Origin of the sequence: Plastoroseomonas arctica (assembly GCF_018128965.1) — a bacterium.
Lineage (GTDB): Bacteria > Pseudomonadota > Alphaproteobacteria > Acetobacterales > Acetobacteraceae > Plastoroseomonas > Plastoroseomonas arctica.
Window position 1 is genome coordinate 28,263 of the sequence record NZ_JAAEDH010000009.1, and the last position, 23,769, is coordinate 52,031.

Consider the following 23,769-nt stretch of genomic DNA (forward strand, 5'->3'; position numbering starts at 1 on the left):
CAGGGCGATGCGCGTCGGTGTGATCGGGATGGGCAGCATGGGCATGGGTGCCGCGCTTTCGCTGCTCAAGGCGGGTCACACGGTGACCGGCTGCGACATGCGCGAGGCCGCGCGGGCCGAGTTCGCCGCCGCCGGCGGTGCCGCAATCGCCAGCGCGGCCGAGCTTCCCAAGGGCACCGAGGCGCTGCTCCTCCTCGTCGTCAATGCGCAGCAGACCGAAGCGGCGATCTTCGGGGAGTCCGGCGCGGCCGCGCACCTGGCACCCGGCGCGGTGGTGATCTCGTCGGCCACCATGGCACCCGACAGCGCCCGCGCCCTGGCCTCGCGCGCCGAGGCGCTGGGCCTGCTTTGGCTCGACGCCCCGGTCTCCGGCGGCGCAGCCAAGGCGCGGGAGGGCGCGATGACGGTCATGGCCAGCGGCAGTGCGGCCGCGTTCGACGCCGCGCAGCCGGTGCTCGACGCCATCGCCACCAAGGTGTGGCGCCTGGGCGACGCGGTCGGCATCGGCGCGACGGTGAAGGTGGTGCACCAGCTTCTCGCCGGCGTGCACATCGCAGTCGCCGCCGAGGCCATGGCACTCGGCATCCGCGCCGGCGCCAATCCGCAGGCGCTCTACGACGTGGTGACGAGTGCGGCGGGCAATTCGTGGATGTTCGAGAACCGCATGGCCCGCGTGCTCACCGGCGACGACGCGCCGCGCAGCGCGGTCGACATCTTCATCAAGGATCTGGGCCTGGTCACCGACATGGCGCGCAGCCTCGATTTCCCGGTGCCACTCGCCGCCCAGGCGCAGCAGCTGTTCACCGCGGCTCGCGCGATGGGCCAGGGCCAGAAGGATGATGGCTTCGTGATCCGGGTCTGGCAGGCGCTCACCGGCATCAAGCTGCCGGGTGATGCGCCGTGAAGCGGAGGCTGCTCGCGCTGCTGCTCCTCGCGGCGCCGGCGGGGGCGCAGGACTGGGATCCACCCGGCCCGCCCGGCGAAACCTGCGTCCCCTATGATGATCGCTACAGCGCGGCCCCGCTGTTCCGCATACGCGTCGCCCGCCAGAATCTTTTCGACCAGGCCCGCCTTTGCCCCGCCACCGGCGATTGCCCCTGGCGCCGCGCCGGCTACCTGGTGGTCGGCGACACGGTGCTGGCCAGCGCGCCCAGGCGCGGATTCCGCTGCGCCTACTTCGGCACCCGGCGCGGGACGCTCATCACCGGCTTCCTGCCCGAGGCGGCTCTGGCGCCGGAGCCCGAGGCCCCCGCGGTCGACGCGGCCTTCCTGCGCGGCCGGTGGAACGGCTTTGACGGCATGTCCCATGTCACCTTCGCCGGCGGCGACGCTGCGCTGCGCATCACCGGCGAGGCGTTCTGGCGCGGCTTCACGACCGTGAACTACGGCGAGCTCGACTCACCCGTGCAGCTCGAACCAAGCCGCTTCACCGCGCATGAACCGATCGCCGAGTGCACCGTCACCGGCACCCGCCGCGGCCCCTACCTGGTGCTGCGCGACAACAACCAGTGCGGCGGACACAATGTCCGCTTCTACGGGATCTTCATGCGTCAGCGCTGAGCGCCGCCTCGACGCCGGCCGCCACCTGGAACAGCGCGCCGTCGCCGCCGTGCTCGCCCATCAGCATCAGCCCGACAGGCGCCTCGCCGGCCACGTGGCAGGGCAGGCTGATCGCACAGCGGTCGAGGAAATTCGCCACACTCGGGTTGCGCAGCAGCGCCATGTTGATCCGGTTGTAGGCGCTCTCCTCCGCCACCTCGGCGATGCGCGGCGGCACCATCGGCACGGTCGGGCATATCACCGCGTCGAAGGGGGCGGTGCGGATCGCGGCCTGCGCGATGATCCGCGCGCGGTCGGCGCGCAGCGTGATGTAGTCGGCCGCGCGCATGCCCTCCCCCCGCATGATCCGGGCGAGGATGCGCGGATCGTACCCGTCCCCCTTCTCGGCGATCAGCGCGCGGTGCCAGGTCCAGGCCTCGCTGACCGCAAAGCCGCCCGTCGCATTCGCGGCCGGGATGTCCGCGAGGCCGCGCCATTCGAACTCCTCGATGCGCGCGCCGGCCGCCGAAAGCCGCGTCAGCGCGCGGGAGAACACGGCGCCCACCGTCGCGTCGAGCCCGTCGGTGAGGTAGGTGCCGCGCGGCAGCCCGAGCCGCAGCCCGGCCAGCGGGCGCGCGATGGGCGGCAGCGGATCCTCGCCACCCGCCATCAGCGCATCGACCAGCGCGCAATCGGCGACGCTGCGCGCCAGCGGACCGATCGAATCGAGCGTCGGCGACAGCGGCAGCACGCCCGTGAGCGGCACTCGCTTCGCGGTCGGCTTCCATCCCACCACGCCGTTCAGCGCGGCCGGGATGCGGCAGGACCCGCCGGTGTCGCTGCCCAGGGCTGCGAAGCCCATCCCATCGGCCACCGCGACCCCGGCCCCGGAGGAGGAGCCGCCCGGGAGCCGCCGCGAGGCGCGGTCCCACGGGCTCGCCGGCGTGCCGTAATGCGGGTTCACGCCGAGCCCGGTGAAGGCGAACTCCGTCATGTTGGTGCGCCCGAGCACCACCAGGCCGGCGCGGACCAGGCGCTGCACGCAGGGCGCGGTGGCCTTGGCCGGCGCCGCGTCGAGCAGCACCGCCGAGCCTGCCGCGGTGACCTCCCCGGCCTCGTCGAACAGATCCTTCACGCTGATCGGGATGCCCGCGAGCGCGGAGGGCGCACGCCCCGCGGCCCGCAGCGCATCCATCGCCCGCGCCGTGGCCCGCGCGCTTTCGGCATGGACCTTGATGAAGGCGAGCGCCCCCTCCCCGGCCGGATCCGCGATGCGGTCCAGCGCCTGGTCGACCAGGGCTTCGGCGCTGACGCGGCCTTCGGCCAACGCTCGGGCGAGATCGATCATCGTCACAGCATCGCCAGCCCGCGCTTGCGCGACGGCGGCGCAAAGGCCTCGTCCAGCGCGGCGAGGTCCTCATCATCGAGCACCAGCGCGGCGGCCGCCGCATTCTCCCGCACATGCGCCGCATCGCTGGCCTTCGGAATGGCCATGACCCCGCCGCTGCGAATGGCCCAGGCGAGTGCGACCTGCGCCGCACTCCGCCCATGGCGCGCGGCCACGGCCATGAGCGCCGGCACCCGCAATAGCCGCCCGCCCTGTCCCACCGGCGAATAGGCCATCACCGGCATGCTGTGCCTGGCGCAGAACGGCAGCAGGTCGAACTCGATGCCGCGATTCTCGAGGCTGTAGAGCACCTGGTCCGTGGCACATCCCGGCAGCGCCGCGCCCAGCTCCTCCAGATCATCGACGTCACAATTGGAGACACCCCAGCGCGCGATCTTGCCGGCCTGGACCAGCGCCTCGAACCCCGCGACCGTCTCGGCGAGCGGCACCGCGCCGCGCCAGTGCAGCAGGTACAGGTCGATGCTCTCCACGCGCATCCGCTTCAGGCTGCGCTCGCACGCCGCGACCACGCCGCTGCGCGAGGCATTGTGCGGATAGACCTTGCTGACGATGAAGGCATCCGCGCGCCGCCCATCGACGGCGTCGCCCACCACCTCCTCGGCCGCGCCATCGGCGTACATCTCGGCGGTGTCGATCACCGTCATGCCCAGATCGAGCCCGAGGCGCAGGGCATCAGCCTCGCGCGCGCGCGAGGCTCCGTCCTCGCCCATGTGCCAGGTGCCCTGCCCCAGCGCGGGCACCGACACACCGCCGGGGAAGCTGATGCGCGGGATCATCTCAGAACCCCACCAGGTCGCCGCCCTTGAGCGCGAGCATCGCCCGCGCCTCGGCCGGCGTGGCGATCTCGAGCGAGAGCTCCTCCAGGATGCGCCGGATTTTTGCCACCTGCTCCGCATTCGACTTCGCCGCGACACCTTTCCCCAGCCAAAGGCTGTCCTCCAGCCCCACGCGGACATTGCCGCCCAGCATCCCCGCCATGGTCGTGAACGGCATCTGGTGGCGCCCGGCCGCGAGCACCGACCAGACATACTGGTCGCCGAACAGCCGTTCCGCCGTCTCCTTCATGAACATCAGGTTGCGCGGCTCCGCCCCGATGCCGCCCAGGATGCCGAAGATGGTCTGCACGAAGAGCGGCCCCTCGACGACGCCGCGATCGAGCATGTGGGCCAGGTTGTACAGGTGCCCCACATCGTAGCATTCGAACTCGAACCGCGTGCCGTGCGCCTTGCCCAGCCGCTCCACCACCTGCTCTATATCCTGGAAGGTATTGCGGAAAATGTAGTTGGTCGTGTTCTCCAGATACGGCTTCTCCCAGGCGTGCTTCCAGGTCTTCACCCGTGCCGCGCTGGGCGCGATGTTGAAGTTCATGCTGCCCATGTTGAGGCTGCACATCTCGGGCTTGGCCAGCAGCGGCGCGGCCAGGCGCTCGTCCAGCGTCATCCCCAGGCCGCCGCCGGTGGTGATGTTGATCACCGCGTCGGTGGACTGCTTGATGGTCGGCAGGAACTGCATGAACACGGCCGGGTCCGGCGTGGGGCTGCCATCCTCGGGGTTGCGCGCGTGCAGGTGCAGGATCGCGGCCCCGGCCTCGGCGGCGGCGATGGCCTGCTCGGCGATCTGCTGCGGGGTGATGGGCAGGTGGTCGCTCATGGAGGGCGTGTGGATGGCGCCGGTCACGGCGCAGCTGATGATGATCTTGGCCATGGTGCGTCTCCCTGTCGGCGCGATCCTGCCGCTGCCACGGCTTGGCCGCAACACGTCTGCCGCCTAGCCTTGCGGCAAAGGAGTTGATTCCATGCGCATCCTGGTCCTCGGCGCCGGCGCCCTCGGCGGCTATTTCGGTGCGCGGCTGATCGAGGCCGGCGCGGAGGTGGCCTTCCTGGTGCGGCCCGCGCGCGCGTCCCTGCTGGCGGACCAGGGGCTGCGCATCGACAGCCCCTTCGGCGCCTTCCACCGCCCGGTCACCACGCTGACCGCGGCCACCCCGGGCTGGGACGTCATCCTGCTCGCCTGCAAGGCGTATGACCTGGAGGCGGCCATGGCTGCGATTCGACCGGCGGTTGGTGCTGACACCGCCATCCTGCCGGTGCTCAACGGCCTCGCGCATATCGAGACGCTGACGGAAATCGTCGGCGCGCCGCATGTGCTGGGTGGGCTCGCGAAGATCCAGGCGACGCTGACGCCCGAAGGGGCGATCCGCCACCTCAACGACTGGCGGTACATCACCTTCGGCGAGCTCGATGGCACCCTCTCGCCGCGCGTCCTCGCGCTGCGCGACGCCTTCGCCGCCGCTCCCGGCGTGGTCGCCGAGGCCGTGCCGGACGTGATGGCGCGGCTTTGGGAGAAGCTCACCCATCTGGGCACCAGCGCGATGGCCACCGTGCTCATGCGCGCGAATGTCGGCGAGATCGCGCGCAGCCCCGGCGGGGTGGCGCTGATGGCGCGCATCCTGGAGCGCAACATCGCCATCGCCGCGCATCACGGCCACCCCGTCCGCCCCGGCTTCCTCGCCGAATACACGCAGGTCTTCTCCGACCCGGCCAGCCAATACGCGGCCTCGATGCTGCGCGACATCGAGGGCGGAAACCGCATCGAGGCGGACCACATCCTGGGCTTCCTGTTCGACGCGGCGCGCCGCGCCGGAGTGCCCGACGAACTGCACGAGGCGGCCTTCATCCACGCCAAGGCCTATGAGCAGCGTCGCGCCGCTGGGCGCTGAGGCCCTGGCCTAGGCGAGCGCAGGCGAGAGCGACCGCCCGCCGCGCTGGCGGAGCACCAGAGCGCCGACCAGCAACACCTGCGCGATGTTGAACGCGATACCGGCCCACCAGGCCGCCGCGTAGAAGCCCACCGCATCGTAGATCGCACCGGCCAGCCAGGCGCCGAAGGCCATCCCCGTCAGGCTGCACAGCAGCAGCGCCGGCACCCGCCAGCTGACCTCGACCGCAGGGAACAGCTCCCGCACCGCCAGCACATAGGCCGGCACGATCCCCCCGAAGCCAAGCCCGTAGGCCGCGGCCGCGAAGAACAGCCCGGCCTCGTCCTGCGTCGCGAGGAAGCCCATCATCCCAAAGGTCTGCGCCACGCCGCCGATGAGCACGGTCCACAACCCGCCGATCCGGTCCGACAGCCAGCCCCAGAATTGCCGCGCGACGAAGGCCGCGAGCAGCAGCACCGAAAGCATCGCCGCCCCCACCGAGGTGCGGATGCCCAGGTCGCCGCACAGCGCCACCAGGTGCGACGCCGGCATCGCCATGGGCACGCAGCACAAGAAGCTGGCCAACGCCATCAGCGCCAGCGCCAAGTTCGGCCGCATCCCCAGCACGCGCGCCCCGGGGACCGAGCGGAGCGTGCCCGCACCGGCAAGCTGGACGGGCGCCGGCCGCACCACCAGCGCCGCAAGTGCAAGGATGATCGCCGCCGCCCCGACGCCATAGGCCAGCATGGTCCAACGCCAGCCGATGGCGGCGATGGATCGCTCGAACACCGATGGCCACACGAAGCCGGCGATGTATTGCCCCGACGAGACGAGGGCGAGTGCGGTACCCCGCCGCCGGTCGAACCACAGCGACACATAGGCCAGCATGGGCGGGAACAGCGCGCCGTTGCCGAACAGCCCGACGCCGATGCCGATGCCCACCAGCAGCGACCAGGGCTCCGCCAGCGAGGCGATCGCCAGGCCCATGAAGATCGCGAAGCCGCCCAACATGGCCACTGCGCGCTGCCCGAACCGCCCGGCCAGCAATCCGCACAGCACGCCGCCCAGGCCCGTGCCGAAATAGGCGAGCGACGTCGCCAGCGAGGGCAACGACCGGCCGCCGCCCAGCGTCTCCGCGATGGGCACCAGGCCGATCACCACCGTCATGGGCCCACCCGCCGCGAGCGCGAGCATGGCGACGGCGGCCAGGGCGACGGTCCAGGATTGGCGCGTCTCGATGCTGCTCGTGCCGGCTTCGCCGTGCTTGTCGTCCGCGCCCATGGCGCAATTCTCCGGGGTGTTCGGGAAGGAAGCAAGGCCAGGGGCGCTGCCCCTGGACCCCGCCAGGATCGTGGCGATCCTGGACCTCCCTCTGTTAGTTCTTGGATTTGAGAGGGGAGTCTCGCCGGCGGCGAGCCGGGGGGGGGAGGAGGGCGCATCGAGGGAGTTCCCGCAGCATTGGCACCGCACTCGCCCCCTCCCACCCCGCCGCTTCAAGCAAGCACAGCGCTCCCAAGCCCGGGGCCAACACACGCAGGGGCCCGGGGATCGGCGCGATCCCCGGCGGGGCTTCGACGTATACGTCGAAGGGGGGCGGAGCCCCCCCGCCTTACGCCCTACCGGAACACCGGCGCCGCGCTGTCCTCCTCCGACTGCTCGGGCGGCACAGTTATGGTGACGGAGGCCGGGTCCACACCGGTGCCGTGGTCGATCCAGTAGGTCACGCTCTCCGGCCAAAGGATGATGACCAGCACGAGGATGAGCTGCAGCCCCACCCAGGGCAGCGCGCCCCAGTAGATGTCGGCGCTGCGCACCTCCTTCGGCGCGATGCCGCGCAGGTAGAACAGCGCGAAGCCGAATGGCGGATGCATGAAGCTGGTCTGCATGTTCACGCAGATCAGCACCCCGAACCAGACCAGATCGATGCCGAGCTTCGTGGCGATCGGGGCCAGCAGCGGGATGATGATGAAGGCGATCTCGAAGAAGTCGAGGAAGAAGGCCAGGAAGAAGATGAAGATGTTGACGAAGATCAGGAACCCCGTCTGTCCGCCGGGCAGTGCGGTGAGCAGGTGCTCGAGCCAGCGTCCGCCGTCGACGCCTTGGAAGACCAGGGAGAAGACGGTGGCGCCGATGAGGATGAACATCACCATGGTGGTGATGCGCATGGTGTTGCCCATGGCCTCGCGCAGCAGCGCCCAGGTGTAGGTGCGGTTGAGCATCGCCAGCAGGATGGCGCCGACGACGCCCATGGCACCGGCTTCGGTCGGCGTGGCCAGGCCCATGAAGATGGTGCCGAGCACGAGGAAGATCAGCACGATCGAGGGCACCATGCCCTTCAGCACGCGCCAGTAGAGCGGCCATCCCCGCGGCCCCAGCGCCTCGGGCGGCAGGGGGGGCACCTTGTGGGGTGCGACGATGCTGACGACCCCGATGAAGCCCAGGAACAGCAGCACCTGCAGGATGGAGGGCCCGATCGCACCCGCATACATGTCGCCCACAGAGCGCCCCAGCTGGTCGCCCAGCACGATCAGCACGAGGCTGGGTGGGATCACCTGGGTGATGGTGCCCGACGCCGCAATGACGCCTGTCGCGATGCGCATGTCGTAGCCGTACTTCATCATGATCGGCAGGCTGATCATGCCCATCGCGATCACGCTCGCCGCCACCGTGCCGGTGATCGCCCCCAGCACTGCGCCCACCAGGATCACGGCATAGGCGAGGCCGCCGGGCACCTTGCCGAACAGCTGGCCGGTGCCCTCGAGCAGGTCCTCGGCCAGGCCGCAGCGCTCCAGGATCGCGCCCATCAGCGTGAAGAAGGGGATTGAGAGAAGCAGCTCGTTCGACAGGATGCCGAAGACGCGCAGCGGGAGGTTGCCGAGGTAGGCGGTGGTGAAGAAGCCCAACTCGATGGAGAGGAAGCCGAAGAACAGCCCCACTGCGGCGAGCGAGAACGCCACCGGGAACCCCACCAGCAGGAACACGACGAGGCCGCCGAACATCAGCGGCGGCATGATCTCAACGCTCATTGCTCAGGCCGCGCATATTCCGTGAACACCTGCGTCCCGCCGGTCGGCACGCCGCGCAGCACCGCGATGCGCTTGATCAGCTCCGACAGGCCCTGCGCCACCATCAGCGCGAAGCCCAACGGCATCAGAAGCTTGGCCGGCCAGCGGATCAGCCCGCCGGGATTGCCCGACATCTCGCCGCGCAGGAAGCTGTCGAGGAACTGGGGCCAGGTCATCCAGGCGAGCAGCGCCATGGCCGGCAGCAGGAACACGATCAGCCCCAGGATATCGATCCACAGCCGCGTGCGCGGGGCGACCCAGCCGTAGAGGATATCCACCCGCACATGCTCGTTGCGGAACAGCGTGTGCGAGGCGCCGAGCATCACCACGCCGGCGAACAGATACCACTGCAGCTCGAGCCACGCATTCGAGGAGACCGAGACGCCGTAGCGCAGGAAGGCATTGCCGGCACTGACGGCACAGGCGCCCAGCACCATCCAGTCCGCGATACGGCCGAAGCGCTCACTGACCGCGTCTGTCGCGCGGCTGAAGGCAAGGAGGGCGTGCATTGCGCGCGTTCCTAGCCCCATGTCCCTGATCTGCAAAGGTGCCGCGACGCGTGCCCCTCGCGGCAGCGGCCCCGAGCGGATAGGCTCGTTGGGTGACCACCGCGCGACTCCGCCCGCCGTGCTGACGGCGCTTCTGACCCTGCTGGCCGCGCTGCTCGCGCTCGCGGCGGTGGGGGCGGTGCGCGCGTCCAGGACGGCCGGGGTGGTGCACGCCGGGACGGCGGCGGTTTGCGGCGGGTTCTGCGCGGTGGCGGTCCTGGCCCTGGTCCTGCCCGCGGCACCGGCGCTGGCGCTGCCCTTCGGTCCCTTCTGGGGGCCGTCGATGGTCGCACTCGATGGCCTTTCCGCCTGGTTCCTGCTGATCCTGGGGCTCTCGGGCGGGGCCTCCTCGCTCGCGGCCCTGGGCTATGGCGGGGGGGCCATGCCCGCGCGGCTGCTGGTGCCCTGGCCCCTGTTTCTCGCCGCCATGGCGCTGACGCTGGCCGCGGCCGACGCCTTCACCCTGCTGCTGGGCTTCGAGGCGATGTCACTCGCCTCCTGGGCGCTGGTCGCGGCCGAGCATGACCGCGCCGAGAACCGCCGCGCCGCGCGCCTCTATCTGGTCTTCGCGATCTTCGCCGCCGCCTGCCTGATCCCGGTCGTCGGCCTGCTCGCGATCGGGCCGGAGGCGGTGGGCTTCGCCGCACTGCGCGAAACGCCGCCCGAGGGGCTGCGCGCGACGCTGATCCTGGGCCTCGTGCTGGCCGGCGCGGGGGCCAAGGCGGGGCTGGTGCCGTTCCACGCCTGGCTGCCGCTCGCCCATCCCGCCGCGCCGAGCCATGTCTCGGCGGTGATGTCCGGCGCCATGACCAAGGTCGCGCTCTACGTCATGGCGCGGGTGTTGTTCGACCTGTGCGGCCCGGCGCAGCCGTTGTGGTGGGGCGCGCCGCTGCTGGCGCTCGGGGCGGCCTCCGCCCTGCTCGGCGCGCTGCGGGCGAATATGGAGGAGGACAGCAAGGTGCTGCTCGCCTGCTCCACCATCGAGAATATCGGCCTGATCGTGATGGCGATGGGGCTTGTGCTGGCGTTCCGGGGGGCGGATCTCGCGCCGCTGGCGGCACTCGCGGCGGGGGCGGCGCTGTTGCACGCGCTGAATCACGGGGTGTTCAAGACGCTGCTGTTCCTGGGCGCCGGCGCGGTGCTGCACGCCGCGCTGACGCGGCGGCTGGACTCGATGGGCGGGCTGATCCGGCCGATGCCCTGGACGGCTGCGGCGGTGATGGTCGGCGCCGGGGCCGCGGCCGCGCTGCCGCCGCTGTCGGGCTTCGCCTCAGAATGGCTGCTGCTGCAATCCCTCCTCGCCGGCTGGCGCACCGGCGCGCTGGGCTTCCAGATCACCGTCGCGGCCGCCACCGCCATCGCCGCGCTGTCGGCCGCACTCGCGGCCGCGGCCATGGTCCGCTTCGTGGGAATGGCCTTCCTCGGGCGGCCGCGCACGCCGCGCGCGGCGGGGGCATCCGAACATCCGGGGGCGGAGCGCATCGCACTCGTCGGGCTGGCGGCACTCACCGTCGCGTTCGGCATCCTGCCTGCGCCGCTGCTCGACCTGGCGGCGGGCGGGGTGCGGCTGCTCTCGGGCGGCGCGGGCCGGCCGGTGATGGCGGCCCTCGGACTCGCGGCCGGCGACGGCGCGGCAAGGCTCTGGCCGGCGGGGGTATTCCTGCTGCTCGCGCTCATCGCGGGCGCGGTGGTCGTGGCACTTCGCGCGAGGGGAGCGCGGGGCTTCACCACCGGCCCGGCCTGGGCCTGCGGCTTCATGGCACCCCCTCCGCACTTGCCCTTCGGCGATCCGCTGACCCAGCCCTCCGCGGCCGGCCTCGCGCAGCCTCTGCGGCGGATGCTAGGCGGCGCGCTGCTGGGTGCGGAGGAGCGCGTGACCATGCCCGACCCGGGCGACCCGCGCGCCGCCACCATCGCCACCTGCGCCGAGGACCCGGCCTTCCCCTACCTGCTGGCCCCGCTGGCGAGGCTGCGCGACGCGCTGGCCGGGACAGCGGAGCGGCTGCGCGACCTCTCCATCCGGCAATGCCTAATGCTGAGCTTCTCCCTGCTCATCGCGATGCTGGCGCTGGTCGCCGTGCTGGAACGCGGCTGAAGTGGAAACCCTCGCCGGCATCCTCACGCAATTGCTGCACATGGCGCTGATCCTCGCCGGCGCGCCGCTGCTGCTCGGGCTCATCCGGCTGGCCAAGGCGCGGCTGATGGGCCGGCGCGGCCCGCACCCGCTGCAGCCCTGGCGGGACCTGCGCAAGCTGCTGGGCAAGCGCGCGGTGGTGGCCGAGACCGCCTCCGCGGTCACCCATGTGGCACCCTTCGTCGCAGTCGCGAGTGCGCTGCTCGCGGCCTTCCTCATTCCCTCCTTCGCGCGTGGGATGGTGCTGGCCCCGCTCGCGGACCTGTTGCTGATCGCGGGGCTTCTGGCGCTCGGGCGGGTGGCGATGGCGCTGGCCGGGCTCGATGCCGGCACGCCCTTCGGCGGCCTGGGTGCCGCGCGCGAGATGGCCTTCGCCGCCTTCGCCGAACCGGCGCTGATCCTGGCCGCGCTCACCTTCTCCATCATCGCCGGCACCACCAATGTCGATGCCATCGCCGGCAGCTTCCAGGACGGCGCGGTGGGCGTGCGCGTCTCCCTCGCACTCACCTTCATCGCCATGCTGGCCGTCGCCGTCTCGGAAAATGCACGCATCCCCGTGGACAACCCCTCGACCCACCTCGAGCTCACCATGGTGCATGAGGCGATGATCCTGGAGGCGAGCGGCGAGCAGCTCGCGCTCTGGGACTACCAGTCCGCGCTGCGACTGATGCTGTGGCTGAGCCTGATCGCGACGATCTTCTTTCCCGTAGGCTTGGCCTCGCCAGGCTCTGGGCCGCTGTCCTGGCTGGTGGGGATTGCCGCCTTCGCGACGAAGCTTGCTGCGCTCGGCTTCGCGCTGGCGGTGTTCGAGAGCGCGCTGGCCAAGATGCGGGTGTTCAGGGTGCCGGAATTCCTCGGCGCTGCGCTGCTGCTCGGGCTGCTCGCGGCGGTGTTCCTGTTCCTCTCGACGGGTTTCGCGTGATGCTGGGCAACCTCGCCTACGACATCGCGCATCTGCTCGGGGGCGGGGTGCTGCTGATCTCGTTCATGCTGCTCTACCAGCGTCGCCTCGCCGCGGTGATCAACGCCTTCGCCATGCAGGGCGTGCTGGTGGCGCTGGCCGCCGCCTGGCAGGGGATCGCGCAGGGCGAGCCGGGGCTGTTCCTCACCGCCGCGATCGCCTTCGCGGCCAAGGCGGTGGCGATCCCGCTCGCGCTGCGCCTGGTGCTGAAGCGCCTGGATCTCGAAGGCAGTGCGGAGCCCGCGCTCGGCATCGGCGCGACGATGATCGGCGGGGTGATGCTGGTGGCCCTCGCCATCCTAGTGGTGCTGCCGGCGACCGCCGGGGCGCATGCGCTGGCGCGGGAGGATTTGGCCCTCGCGCTCTCGGTGGTGCTGCTGGGGATGCTGATGATGATCTCCCGGCGCAACGCCATCGCCCAGGTGATCGGGCTGATGGGGGTAGAAAATGGGCTGCTGCTGGCCGCGATCGGTGCTGCGGGGATGCCGCTGGTGGTGGAGCTGTCGACCGCGGCGCTGGTGCTGATGCTCGCGGTCGTGGCCGCCGTCATCGCGCTGCTGATGCGCGAGCGGCTGCAGAGCCTCGACACCCAGGCGCTGCACCGCCATCGCGGGGAGCAGGGCTGATGCCGCTGCCCTGGGCCATCGTGTTCTTCCCCTGGCTCGGCGCGCTGGTGCTGGCGGCGATCCCCAATGGGCGGCTGGCGGCGCGGGTGAACATCGGCGTTTCCGCCGTCTCGCTCGTCCTCGCGCTCACCGCCTTCGGCGAGCCCGCGGGTCTGTCCGGCTGGACGCATCTGGACGCGCTGAACCTGCCCTTGCTGGCTGTGGGCTTCGTCGTCGGACTGACGACGGCGGTGTATTCGGCCGCGACGCTGGATGCCGAGGGCCTCGATGCGCTGGGCGCGCGCGCCTACCACGCCGCCTTCCAGATCTTCATGGGCGCGCAGGCGCTGGCCCTTCTTGCCGACAATCTCGGCGTGATGTGGGTCGCCATCGAGATCGCGACCATCGCGACCGTCCTGATGGTGGCCATCCACCGCACGCCGGCGGCGATCGAGGCGGCGTGGAAATTCTTCATCCTGTGCGGCGTCGGCATCGCGCTCGCGCTGTTCGGCACGATCTTGCTTTATGTCGCCGCGCAGCCGGTGCTGGGCGAGGCCGGCCTGTCCTGGCAGGCGCTCAACGGTGCGGCGGCGCAGATGGATGCCGGGCTGCTCAACCTCGCCTTCGTGTTCCTCCTGGTCGGCTACGGGACCAAGTCCGGGCTGGTGCCGCTGCATTCCTGGCTGCCCGACGCGCATGCCGAGGGCCCGACCGCCATCTCTGCGGTGCTGTCCGGCCTGCTGCTCAACGCGGCGATGCACGCGGTGCTGCGGGGCAAATCCATCATTGGCGGCAATCCCGACACGCTCGCCACCGGCCCCTTCATGATCGCCCTCGGTCTCGCCTCGGCGCTGCTGGCTTCGCTCGCGCTCTGGCGCCGCGCGGATGCCCGGCGCCTGTTTGCCTGGAGCAGCATCGAGCATATGGGCCTCGCCGCCCTCGCCTTCGGCATCGGCGGTGCGGCGACCCTGGCGGGGCTGCTGCACATGCTCGGACATTCGCTGATCAAGAGCGCGATCTTCTTCGGCGTGGGCCAGGCGAGCATCCTCAAGGGCAGCCAGAAGATGGCCGCGATCGGCGGGCTGATCGCGAGCCACCCGGGGCTCGGCTGGGGCCTCGCGCTCGCCATCGCCGGCATCGCGGGGCTGCCGCCCTTCCTGCTCTTCGTCTCGGAATTCGGGCTGGTGGCGGAGGCCATGGCGACGAACCCCTGGCTTGCGCTCCCGCTCGGCATCGCGCTGCTCACGGCGGCCGCCGCGCTAGTGAGCGCGCTGCAATCGCTGTGCCTGGGTGCGCCGACCCCGGACGTGCAGGGGGCGCGGACGACCGTCGCTGCCACCCTGCCGCTGTGGCTGCACCTGGGCCTCGCGGTGTGGCTCGCGCTGGCGATGCCCGCCTTCCTCGCCAGCCTGCTGCGCGACGCCGCGGGGCTGATCCGGTGAGCGGCGCGGCGAGCACCCTGATCACCGCCGCACCCCGCGATGGCGCGCGGCACCTGCTCACGCCGAGCGCCTGGGACGCCCTGCCCGAAGCCCTCGCCCTGGAACCGGGCCTCGCGCTGCTGGCGCTCTGGGCCGACCCCGGCCTGGTCCATGCCGCATTCTTCGACGAGACCACGCCCGCCCTGCTGCTGGCCAGCGCGCCGGCCGCCGAGGGGCGCTACGCCGCCCTCTCCCCCGCCCGGCCCGGCGCCGTCCGTTTCGAGCGGATGGTGCGCGACCTCTGGGGGCTGGAGGCCGTCGGCGGCATCGATCTCCGCCCCTGGCTCGACCATGGCCGCTGGGCCGTCACCGCGCCGATGGCCACGCGCCCAACGCCGAACAACGCCGCCCCGCCGGACCCGCAATTCCTCCCTGTCGAGGGCGAGGGCGTCCACCAGATTCCCGTCGGCCCCGTCCATGCCGGCATCATCGAGCCCGGCCATTTCCGCTTCCACGTCCAGGGCGAGATCGTGGTGCGGCTCGAGGCGCGGCTTGGCTACACGCACAAGGGCACGCTGAGCCTCATGCTCGGCCGCTCGCCGCGCGCCGCGGCACGCTATGCCGCGCGCCTGTCGGGCGACAGCACCGTCGCCCACGCCTTCGCCTTCGCCCGCGCCGCCGAGGCCGCGATGGGCGTGACCGCGCCGCCGCGCGCCGCCGCGCTGCGCGGCGTGATGGCCGAGGCCGAGCGCATCCACAATCACCTCAATGATTTCGGCTTCATCTGCAACGACGCGGCATTCGCCTATATCCACGCGCGCTGCGCCACGCTGCGCGAGGGCCTGCTGCGCGCGACCCGCCTGGCCTTTAGCCACCGGTTGATGATGGACGCCATCATCCCCGGTGGCGTTGCCCAGGACATCGCGCCCGATGGCCGCGACGCGCTGCTGGTGGCACTCGACGCCATCACCGCGGAGCTGCCCGCGCTGGCGCGCGTCTACGACACCCATGCGAGCCTGCAGGACCGCGTCGTCGGCACCGGCTCTCTCGATGCCGCGTTGGTCGCGCGCTTTGGCGCCGGCGGTCCTGTCGGCCGCGCCTCGGGCCGCGCCTTCGACGCGCGCACCGCCCTGCCCTACCCGCCCTATGACGCAAACCCGCCCATCATCCCGACGCTCACCACCGGCGATGTCGATGCCCGCGCCCGCATCCGTCGCCTTGAACTGCCCGAAGCGATCCGGCTGATGACCGCCCTGCTCGACCATATGCCCGCGGGCGACCTCGCCGCCCCGATGCCGCAGCGCGCCGGCGAGGGTGCGGCGCTCGTCGAGGGCTTCCGCGGCGAATGCCTCGCCTGGCTCCGCCTCGACGATGGCGGGCTGATCCGATCCGTCTTCCTGCGCGACCCCTCCTGGCTCCACTGGCCGCTGCTCGAAGCCGCCGTGCGCGACAACATCGTCGCCGACTTCCCGCTCATCAACAAAAGCATCAACGCCAGCTATTCCGGGGTGGACCTATGAGCGTGGCCCTGCACATCGCCATCCCGACGCTGCGCATCTTCGATGTTCCCAAGGCGCGCGAATTCTACCTCGATTTCCTCGGCTCCGCCTGGGATTGGGAGCATCGCTTCGCGCCCGACGCGCCGCTCTTCGCGCAGATCTCGCGCGGGCCGGTGCTGCTCTTTCTCAGCGAGCATTTCGGCGACGGCACGCCGGGCACCCATGTGCTCATCCGCATGGCCGGGCTGGAGGCGCTGCACGCTGACCTCACGGCCAAGAACTACCGCCATGCCCGCCCGGGGATCGAGGATCGGCCCTGGGGATGGCGCGACGTGTCGGTGCACGACCCGTTCGGCAACCGCATCACCTTCAGCGAAATCAAGGACCACTGAGGTGCTTTGGCCTCGCCTGATCCGCGCGCTGCTCTCCCACCCGGTCACCGCGCCCGGCCCGCACGTCCCGCCCGACACCGTCTCCGCCCTGGGCGCCCGGCTGGACGCCGCGGCACGCGCACGCCTCGGCCGCTCCCTGGCGATCCGGTCCGTGGATACCGGCAGCTGCAACGCCTGCGAGCTCGAAGCCAACGCGCTGCAGAACCCCGTCCATGACCTCGAGCGCTTCGGGCTGCGCTTCGTCGCCTCCCCCCGCCACGCCGACGTGCTGCTGGTGACCGGCCCGCTCACCGCGAACATGCGCGAGGCGCTGGAACACACCTACGCCGCCATGCCGGCCCCCAAATGGGTGGTCGCGGCCGGCGACTGCGCCATCGATGGCGGGGTCTTCAAGGGCACCTACGCCGTCGAGGGCGGGGCCGGCGCCGCGCTTCCCGTCGATCTCGTCATCCCCGGCTGCCCGCCCACGCCCGAGCAATTCCTCGAAGGGCTGCTCGCGATCCTCGAAGCCGAAGGGCGCCCCTGACGCCCGGGCGCCCGGGCGCCCGGGCGCTGCCTTCATCGTTTGTTACTGCAATCATGAAAACATCCTCCGGCGTCGATCGCGCGCGTCGAGACCGGAGGTGCCGCTGGGCATGCGTACGCTGTATCTGTGTGTCACCGAGCGCCACAATCTTCCCCTCGTCGCAGTGGCGGCCATCCTCTGCGCCGTCGGCATCTGGACGTCCTTCGCGCTGGGGCATGAAGCGGTGCGGGCGCAGACGGCGCGCGCCAGGCGGGCGTGGGGCCTTGCCGCGGTGCTCGCAGCCTCCTCGGCGGTCTGGGCGACCCATTTCATCGCGATGATCGCCTATGAGCCCGGGCTGCCCTATCGCTTCGACACGGCGACGAGCGTGTGGTCCTTCGTCATCGCCCTCGCGCTGTTCGGCGCCGCCTCCGCCGTCATCCTCACCATGCCGTCGCTCGCCGGGCGCTTGATCGGCGGCGGCATCGGTGGCCTCGCCATCTCCGCCATGCACTACACCGGCATGAACGCGTTCCGCACGCAGGGCGCGCTCGTCTGGGACATGCCGGTGATCGGGGTCTCGGTCGCGTTCGGCATCGCGTTCGCGGTGGCCGCCGCGCTGATGCCTGCCAGCCGTTCGCGGGGGGTACGGCACCTCGCGCCGGTCGCGCTCATCCTCGCAGTGTGTCTCGACCACTTCATCGGCATGAGCGCGGTCACCATCGCCTTCGATCCCACGATCCCGGAGCCGAGCGAGGGCATCAACCTCACCCTGCTCGCGGCGATGGTCGCCAACCTCGCCTTCGGCATCGTCGCGCTGTCGATCGCCGCGGTCTGGCTGCAGATGCGCGACCTCGCGGACATCTCGATCGAGGGGCTGCTGATCTGCGAAGACAATCGCGTGGTCGGCATGAACCGCAGCCTCGAGATGATCCTGGGCACCGACCGGAACCAGGTCATTGGCCGCGAGATCGCGACCCTGCTGCCGCAGCTCCCTGGCGGGGTGGCGCCAGGTGCGGCCGAGACGGATACGACCCTGCAAGTCGAAGGCGCCGACCCGGTGCCCGTCAAGGTGATCGCGAAGTTCATCCACATCGCGGGCAAGACGCGCATCGTCGTCGCGGTGCGCGACCAGCGCGAGCGCATCAGCACCGAGGCCTCGATCCGCCGCCTGGCGCATGAGGACACGCTGACCGGCCTGGCCAACCGGTTCAGCTTCAACACCAACTTGTCCACGCGCTTCGCCTCGCGCCGCGAGGGTGGGCGGTCCTTCGCGCTGTTCATGCTCGATCTCGACCGCTTCAAGATCGTGAACGACACGCTCGGCCACGGCGTCGGCGACGAGGTGCTCAAGCGCGTCGCGCAGCGCCTGGCCAAGGCGATCCGCACCGCCGATCTGCTCGCGCGGTTGGGCGGGGACGAATTCGCGATCGTGCTCGACAATGCGCGCCAGCCCGCGGATGTGAGCTCGGCGGCGGAACGCATCATCGAGGTGCTCGCGCGCCCCTTCATCATCAAGGGCCAGGTCATCGAGATCGGGGTCAGCGTCGGCATCGCATTCGCGCCGACCGACGGCACCTCGACCGAGGCGCTGTCGCGCAGCGCCGACCTCGCGCTCTACCGCGCCAAGGAGGAAGGCCGCGGCGCCTATCGCTTCTACGAGCAGGAGATGAATGCCCGGATGCAGGCGCGCCGCACCTTCGAGCACGACCTGCGCCGGGCTATCGCGCGCCAGGAGCTCTTCGTCGTCTACCAGCCCCAGGTCGACAGCACGACGGGACGCTTCGACGGAGCCGAAGCGCTGGTGCGCTGGAACCACCCCGACCAGGGCATCGTCTCGCCGGCCGCCTTCATCCCGCTCGCCGAGGATCTCGGCCTGATCGGCGCCGTGGGCGAGTTCGTGCTGCGAAAGGCCTGCACGGACGCGATGACCTGGCCTTCGCACATGACGGTCTCGGTCAACCTCTCGCCGATGCAGCTGCGCGACCAGCGCCTGGCGGCCCGCGTCGCCTGCATCCTGGCCGAGACCGGCCTGTCCGGCGCGCGGCTGGAGCTCGAGCTCACCGAGAACGCGCTGCTCCAGGATGACGGGCGGACGATCGCCATGCTGCACGCGCTCCGCGCGCTCGGGATACGGATATCCATGGACGACTTCGGCACCGGCTACTCCTCGATCAGCTACCTGCGCCGCTTCCCCTTCGACAAGATCAAGATCGACCAGTCCTTCGTGCGCCAGCTGCCCGAGGATGGCGAGAGCACCGCGATCGTGCGGGCGATCGCGACGCTGGGACAGCAGCTCGGCATGACCGTCACCGCCGAAGGCGTGGAGACCGATGCCCAGCGGCGTTTCGTCTCCGCCTCCGGCTGCGGCCAGCTGCAGGGATTCCTGTTCAGCAAGCCCGTGACCGCCTCGGACGTCCGCGCGATGTTCGATGCGGACGCCCTGCCGACATCCGCCGTCGCCTGAAGGGGGGATCATGGCAACGCTCCATCGACTGCTCTACAGCAGCCACTGCGCCCTGGACTGCGAGCCAGACGAGGTCGACGCGCAGGTCGTCTCGCTCGTCGAGAATGCACAGCAGACCAACGCACGGCATGGCATCACCGGCGCCTTGCTGTTCTCGTCGGGCATGTTCGTCCAGGCGCTGGAAGGCCCCCTCGAAGCCGTCGAGGCCACCTTCGAGCGCATCTGTGCCGACATGCGCCACCGGGACCTCCGGCTGATCGACTTCACCATCGCTGAGACGCGCGCCTTCGGCGAATGGTCCATGGCGGCGATCAATCCGCGCGGATCGCTGGAAAACCTCGGGGCCGATTTTGAGGCGATGGAACGGATGCGGATGGATCAGACCAACGCGGACGCCGCCATCCGCATCATGCGCTCCATGCTTACGGCCGACACGGTGCGACCGCATGCGCGCCCGAGCGCCGATGTCTCGCCGCAACGCCTCTCAGGCGTACGGTCAGCGGGTTGAGCACGGCGTGCCAAAAAAAGATTGGGCCGGTCGGATCGCTCCAACCGGCCCATCGGCCATCCCATCGGGCGCCAGTCGAACGGCGGCGTTGCCGGGAGTCTGCCACCGCAATCCAGCAACCTTGGTCCCGCAAACCTAACCGCGACATTGGCCTTGGCTTAAAATGCCGCAACGCACAAAAATCGATGATTCCGAGCCGCGCGAGACGGTCAGATCAAGCACGCCTCCGCCAGCGCCGCGCGCAGCCCCGCCGGCAAGGCCTCCAGCCCCATCACGTCGCCGCCATCTCCCCCAACGTCCCGCGGCGCATCCTCCGGCTTCAAATACCGCCAGCCCTGGAACGGCTTCGTCGGACGCGCCGCTACCGGCACCAATTCAGGATCCAACACCAGGGCCGCCGCGCGCCGCCCGTCATCCCACTCCGCATCCTCGATCGCCAGAACCCGCTGCCGAACCCGCACGAACCCCGCCACGACCCAATAGATCGAACCCCCGTCACACACCTCCGCCGCACGCTTCGGAATCATCCGGGTCCACGCGCGCAACGGCGGCTCCGACGCCAACCGCGCCGCCTGAACGGCGGCCAACTGCGCCACATCCCGAGGCCCAACCGACAACTTGATCATGTGCAACATCCCCCACTCATCCCCCCACCCACACGAGTCGTGCAAGGGCTGAGGGGGCAAAGGAAGCAAGGCCAGGGGCTCTGCCCCTGGACCCCGCGAGGATCGTGTCGATCCTCGACCTCCATTTGTTGGTTCTTGAGATTGGGACGTGTGTGCTTGCGGTGATGGAGCGGGTTGGGGAGGGGGCGCGTCGACGGAACTCCCGTGCCGCGCAAGCTTCATGCGCCCCCTCCCCAACCCGGCTTGCCTTCGGCGAGGCTCAACACCCCCCAAACCCAGGACCAACAAAGGGGGGTCCAGGGGCCACAGGCTCCTGGCGGGGCTTCGACGTATACGTCGAAGGGGGGCGGAGCCCCCCGCCTTGCCTTCCTACCCTCCCGGCGCTCGTCCCGGCTCGCGGTAGGTGAAGTGGGGCTGGGTGGCGGTTTCAAGAGCGTCGGCGAGGAGGGCGTGGTGCGGCGAGAGGGCGCAGGCGGGGTCGGTGTTGGATGCGTTGCCGGTCAGGGCGAAGGCCTGGCAGCGGCAGCCGCCGAAATCGATCTCGGCGTTGGGGCAGCCGGCGCAGGGACCGGTCATCCAGGCGGTGCCGCGGTAGCGGTTGAAGGCCTCGCTGTTGGTCCAGATGTCCTGCAGGCTTTGGATGCGGGCGTTGGGGAAGTCGAAGCCGGGCAGGCTCTCGGCGGCGTGGCACGGCAGCGCGCGACCGGAGGGCGCGATCACCATGACGCTGCGGGCCCAGCCACCCATGCAGGCCTTGGGGCGGGCAGCGTGGTAGTCGGGGACGACGTAGTCGATGGTGAGTTGGCCTTTGAGGCGGGCGCGGGCGGCATCCACGGTGGCGGTGGCGGCGTCGAGCTGGGCGCGGGTGGGCAGCAGGGCGTCGCGGTTGGCGAGGGCCCAGCCGTAGTATTGGACGTGGGCGACTTCCATGCGCCGGGCGCCGAGCGCGAGGGCGAGCTCGATCATCTCCGGCAGGCGTTCGAGGTTCTGGCGGTGGACGACGGCGTTCAGCGTCAGGGGCAGGCCGGCGACGCGGATGGCGGCGGCGGCGATGAGCTTCTTCGCGTGGCCGCCGGCATAGCCGCCGATGCGGTCGGCGGAGCTGGGGTCCGCGTCCTGGAAGGAGATCTGGACGTGGTCCAGCCCGGCCTCGGCCAGCGCGGTGACGCGAGCGGCGTCGAGCGTGACGGCCGAGGTGATGAGGTTGGTGTAGAGGCCCGCCGCGGCGGCGCCGCGGATGAGCTCGGGCAGGTCGCGGCGCAGCGCCGGTTCGCCGCCGGAGAGGTGGAGCTGGAGCACGCCGAGCTCGGCGGCCTCGCGGAAGATGCGCAGCCAGGTGGCGGTGTCGAGCTCGGCGGCCAGGCGCGCGAGTTCGAGCGGGTTCGAGCAATAGGGGCAGCGCAGCGGGCAGCGATGGGTCAGTTCCGCCAGCAGCCCGAGCGGCGGGGGGATCGTCATGGCGCGATGACGCCGCGCTCGGCGAGGTCGGCGAGCATCTCCAGCACATCGCCGGCGATCTCAGAGCGGGGTGCGGCGTATTGCGCGGCAAGGGCATCGATGATCTCCGCGACGCTGCGCTCGCCATCGATCAGCGCGAGGATGGCAAGCGCGGTCTCGTCGGCCTCGAAGACGCGCTCGGGGCCGAGCACCACCATGCGGTCGCGCGCGGCGTCCCGGCGCAGCCGGTAGCCGCGGGCGAGGCGCGGAGCGCTGGCCTCGGTCAGGCTCATCGCGGGACGAAGGCGCCGGGCGGAGGCAGGCGCGGTGCCACATAGGCGAAGTGCAGCGCATCCAGCTGCGCCCAGAGCAGGTCGCACTTGAAGCGCAGCGCGCCAAGCACCGCGGCCTGCGTTTCCGGCGTGCGCGCGTGCTCGCGGACATAGCCGAGCGCGAACTGCACATCGAGCGGCGCCTGGGTGAGCCGCGGCGTGAAGTAGGCGAGCGTCGCCTCATTCACGAAGGGGTAGTTGCGCAGCATACCCGCCACACGCTCGGAGATGATGTTGGGCGAGAACATCTCGGTCAGCGAGGAGGCGATGGCCTCGAGCAGCGTGCGCTCGCGCACGAAGGCGACATAGGCATCCACCGCGTAGCGCGTACCCGGCAGCAGGCCCTCGGTGGAGATAACGTAGTCTCGGTCGATGCCGAGCCCATCGGTGAGCGCGAGCCAGCGCTCGACACCGCCCGGGCCGTCGCCGGTGCCGTCATGGTCGATGAGGCGGCGGCGCCATTCGCGGCGGAGCTCGGTGGTGGGCAGGCGCGCGAGCAGGGTCGCGTCCTTCCGGGGAATGCTCGCCTGGTAATAGTAGCGGTTGAGCGCCCAGGCCTGCACCTGGCCCTTGTCGAGCAACCCGCCATGCAGTGCGCGGTGGAAGGGATGGCGGATGTGGTAGCGCTCCTCACCGATGGCGCGCAGCGCGTCCTCGAGGCCCTCGGGCGACAACACATCGCTCATAGCGAAAACTCCATCCCATCTTCGGCCACGATCCAGCCTTCGGCCTCCACCTGGGCGCGCTCCGCGCTGTCGGGAAGCAGGACGGGGTTGGTGTTGTTGAGGTGGATCAGCACGCGCCGGCGTGGCGCGATGTCGCGCAGCGCCGCCAGCGTCCCATCCGGACCGGCGAGGCTCATATGCCCCATGCGCAGCCCCGTCTTCGGGCCGGCGCCCGCCAGGATCATCTCGTCGTCGCGGAACAGCGTTCCGTCGAACATCAGGAGCTCCGCGGAGGCGATGCGCGCACGCACCGCGTCGTCGAGCGCCGCGCAACCGGGTATGAACACAAGCGAACCGCCGCCCCCGGCCGAAACCGCAAGCCCCACCGTCTCCCCGTCATCCGCGCGCCCCGGATCGGCACCATCGCGCTCCGCGAACAGGGGCACCTTGCCGGGGACGGCAAAAGCCTCGAACCGCAGGCCTGCCAGATCGAACGCCTCGCCGAGTGCCATCGCGCGACGCGGCACCATGGACGGGGCCAGTGCCGAGAAGATCGGGTTGGCGGCGAGCAGGGCCAGGACCTGCGGGGCGGCGTGCAGCGCGAAGCAATGCCTCTCCCGCATCGTGAGCAGGCCGGCGATGGCATCGATCTCGCCGCCGGTCAGGACGACGGCGACAATCGGACTGCCACGCAGAGTCACCGGAACCAGGGCGCGCGTGGCGTTGACCTGGTGGCGCAAATCGGGCGAGGCGTTGATGAGGACCCAACGTTCGCCATCGGCCGAGACGGCGAGAGAGCATTGGGTGCGTGGCAGGATCTTGCCGGAACGGGCGGACACGCAAGACAGCCCGCCGGAATTCCATTGCGGTACGCCGCCACCGGCGGCGGAACCCAGTATGATGACGCGCATCAGAACGAAAGAACGGGGCAATGAATTCCCCCGGACCCCCGTCTTCTA

The 23,769-nt window shown here is 70.7% G+C and carries 23 protein-coding genes; 12 read left to right on the top strand and 11 right to left on the bottom strand.

Annotation, left to right across the window (positions count from 1 at the left end):
* Nucleotides 1–7: 7 nt before the first annotated feature.
* Nucleotides 8–904 carry an L-threonate dehydrogenase gene (gene ltnD / locus GXW79_RS09500; RefSeq protein WP_211874149.1) on the top strand — a complete coding sequence of 299 codons (897 nt, stop codon included), beginning with the start codon at nucleotides 8–10 and terminating at the stop codon, nucleotides 902–904.
* Nucleotides 901–1,560, top strand: a complete 660-nt coding sequence (locus GXW79_RS09505) for a hypothetical protein (protein ID WP_211874150.1) — start codon at nucleotides 901–903, stop codon at nucleotides 1,558–1,560. Before ltnD ends, GXW79_RS09505 begins: the two co-directional genes overlap by 4 nt.
* On the opposite strand, the gene GXW79_RS09510 is transcribed toward GXW79_RS09505, so the two are convergent.
* The 3 genes from GXW79_RS09510 to GXW79_RS09520 are packed head-to-tail and all read right to left on the bottom strand — an operon-like array spanning nucleotide 1,544 to nucleotide 4,651.
* Nucleotides 1,544–2,887, bottom strand: coding sequence for an amidase (locus GXW79_RS09510; RefSeq protein WP_211874151.1), 1,344 nt, complete (start codon nucleotides 2,885–2,887; stop codon nucleotides 1,544–1,546). The two genes, GXW79_RS09505 and GXW79_RS09510, sit on opposite strands and share 17 nt — an antisense overlap.
* A 2-nt stretch (nucleotides 2,888–2,889) precedes the next feature.
* Complete coding sequence (locus GXW79_RS09515) at nucleotides 2,890–3,723, bottom strand: aldo/keto reductase (RefSeq protein ID WP_211874152.1); 834 nt, start codon at nucleotides 3,721–3,723, stop codon at nucleotides 2,890–2,892.
* A gap of 1 nt (nucleotide 3,724) precedes the next feature.
* Complete coding sequence (locus GXW79_RS09520) at nucleotides 3,725–4,651, bottom strand: BKACE family enzyme (RefSeq protein ID WP_211874153.1); 927 nt, start codon at nucleotides 4,649–4,651, stop codon at nucleotides 3,725–3,727.
* A 91-nt stretch (nucleotides 4,652–4,742) separates the two neighbouring features.
* On the opposite strand from GXW79_RS09520, the gene GXW79_RS09525 reads away from it, so the two are divergent.
* On the top strand, nucleotides 4,743–5,666 hold the full coding sequence (locus tag GXW79_RS09525; RefSeq protein ID WP_211874154.1) for a ketopantoate reductase family protein: 924 nt from the start codon (nucleotides 4,743–4,745) through the stop codon (nucleotides 5,664–5,666).
* A 9-nt stretch (nucleotides 5,667–5,675) separates the two neighbouring features.
* Here GXW79_RS09525 and GXW79_RS09530 read toward each other — a convergent pair whose 3' ends face one another.
* The 3 genes from GXW79_RS09530 to GXW79_RS09540 all read right to left on the bottom strand — a co-directional run bounded on the left by GXW79_RS09530 (nucleotide 5,676) and on the right by GXW79_RS09540 (nucleotide 9,219).
* A complete protein-coding gene (locus tag GXW79_RS09530) occupies nucleotides 5,676–6,926 on the bottom strand; it encodes an MFS transporter (protein ID WP_211874155.1) in 1,251 nt (416 codons plus the stop codon).
* Between the two features lie 335 nt (nucleotides 6,927–7,261).
* Entirely contained in the window at nucleotides 7,262–8,671 is a 1,410-nt protein-coding gene (locus tag GXW79_RS09535; RefSeq protein WP_211874156.1) for a TRAP transporter large permease, read from the bottom strand.
* Nucleotides 8,668–9,219: a TRAP transporter small permease subunit gene (locus GXW79_RS09540; protein ID WP_211874157.1), complete on the bottom strand. Its 552-nt coding sequence runs from the start codon at nucleotides 9,217–9,219 to the stop codon at nucleotides 8,668–8,670. The genes GXW79_RS09535 and GXW79_RS09540 overlap by 4 nt, the downstream gene beginning before the upstream one ends.
* 88 nt (nucleotides 9,220–9,307) lie before the next feature.
* Between GXW79_RS09540 and GXW79_RS09545 the strand changes: the two genes are divergently transcribed.
* From GXW79_RS09545 to GXW79_RS09585, 9 genes are all read left to right on the top strand, one after another.
* A complete protein-coding gene (locus GXW79_RS09545) occupies nucleotides 9,308–11,353 on the top strand; it encodes a proton-conducting transporter transmembrane domain-containing protein (protein WP_211874158.1) in 2,046 nt (681 codons plus the stop codon).
* A gap of 1 nt (nucleotide 11,354) precedes the next feature.
* A complete protein-coding gene (locus tag GXW79_RS09550) occupies nucleotides 11,355–12,314 on the top strand; it encodes a respiratory chain complex I subunit 1 family protein (protein WP_367614863.1) in 960 nt (319 codons plus the stop codon).
* Nucleotides 12,314–12,979: a hydrogenase-4 component E gene (locus tag GXW79_RS09555; protein WP_211874159.1), complete on the top strand. Its 666-nt coding sequence runs from the start codon at nucleotides 12,314–12,316 to the stop codon at nucleotides 12,977–12,979. Before GXW79_RS09550 ends, GXW79_RS09555 begins: the two co-directional genes overlap by 1 nt.
* Entirely contained in the window at nucleotides 12,979–14,400 is a 1,422-nt protein-coding gene (locus GXW79_RS09560; protein WP_211874160.1) for a hydrogenase 4 subunit F, read from the top strand. Before GXW79_RS09555 ends, GXW79_RS09560 begins: the two co-directional genes overlap by 1 nt.
* Nucleotides 14,397–15,899, top strand: a complete 1,503-nt coding sequence (locus GXW79_RS21765) for a hydrogenase large subunit (protein WP_211874161.1) — start codon at nucleotides 14,397–14,399, stop codon at nucleotides 15,897–15,899. The genes GXW79_RS09560 and GXW79_RS21765 overlap by 4 nt, the downstream gene beginning before the upstream one ends.
* 2 nt (nucleotides 15,900–15,901) lie before the next feature.
* Complete coding sequence (locus GXW79_RS09570; protein ID WP_367614864.1) at nucleotides 15,902–16,270, top strand: glyoxalase superfamily protein; 369 nt, start codon at nucleotides 15,902–15,904, stop codon at nucleotides 16,268–16,270.
* A gap of 1 nt (nucleotide 16,271) precedes the next feature.
* The gene (locus tag GXW79_RS09575) at nucleotides 16,272–16,796 is read left to right on the top strand and encodes an NADH-quinone oxidoreductase subunit B family protein (RefSeq protein ID WP_408901548.1); all 525 of its coding nucleotides are present in this window, start codon (nucleotides 16,272–16,274) and stop codon (nucleotides 16,794–16,796) included.
* 109 nt (nucleotides 16,797–16,905) lie between these two features.
* The gene (locus GXW79_RS09580) at nucleotides 16,906–19,242 is read left to right on the top strand and encodes a bifunctional diguanylate cyclase/phosphodiesterase (RefSeq protein WP_211874163.1); all 2,337 of its coding nucleotides are present in this window, start codon (nucleotides 16,906–16,908) and stop codon (nucleotides 19,240–19,242) included.
* Nucleotides 19,243–19,252: 10 nt separating this feature from the next.
* Nucleotides 19,253–19,750, top strand: coding sequence for a BLUF domain-containing protein (locus GXW79_RS09585; protein ID WP_211874164.1), 498 nt, complete (start codon nucleotides 19,253–19,255; stop codon nucleotides 19,748–19,750).
* A gap of 209 nt (nucleotides 19,751–19,959) precedes the next feature.
* Here the strand turns inward: GXW79_RS09585 and GXW79_RS09590 are convergent, their stop codons facing one another.
* The 5 genes from GXW79_RS09590 to pqqB form a co-directional block, all read right to left on the bottom strand.
* Nucleotides 19,960–20,385 (bottom strand): DUF1489 family protein, encoded by a 426-nt coding sequence (locus GXW79_RS09590; RefSeq protein ID WP_211874165.1) that lies wholly within the window; start codon nucleotides 20,383–20,385, stop codon nucleotides 19,960–19,962.
* 360 nt (nucleotides 20,386–20,745) lie between these two features.
* The gene (gene pqqE / locus GXW79_RS09595) at nucleotides 20,746–21,834 is read right to left on the bottom strand and encodes a pyrroloquinoline quinone biosynthesis protein PqqE (protein ID WP_211874166.1); all 1,089 of its coding nucleotides are present in this window, start codon (nucleotides 21,832–21,834) and stop codon (nucleotides 20,746–20,748) included.
* Entirely contained in the window at nucleotides 21,831–22,106 is a 276-nt protein-coding gene (gene pqqD, locus GXW79_RS09600) for a pyrroloquinoline quinone biosynthesis peptide chaperone PqqD (protein ID WP_211874167.1), read from the bottom strand. The genes pqqE and pqqD overlap by 4 nt, the downstream gene beginning before the upstream one ends.
* Entirely contained in the window at nucleotides 22,103–22,831 is a 729-nt protein-coding gene (pqqC, locus tag GXW79_RS09605) for a pyrroloquinoline-quinone synthase PqqC (RefSeq protein WP_211874168.1), read from the bottom strand. Before pqqC ends, pqqD begins: the two co-directional genes overlap by 4 nt.
* Nucleotides 22,828–23,724, bottom strand: coding sequence for a pyrroloquinoline quinone biosynthesis protein PqqB (pqqB, locus tag GXW79_RS09610; protein ID WP_211874250.1), 897 nt, complete (start codon nucleotides 23,722–23,724; stop codon nucleotides 22,828–22,830). Before pqqB ends, pqqC begins: the two co-directional genes overlap by 4 nt.
* Nucleotides 23,725–23,769: the final 45 nt, after the last annotated feature.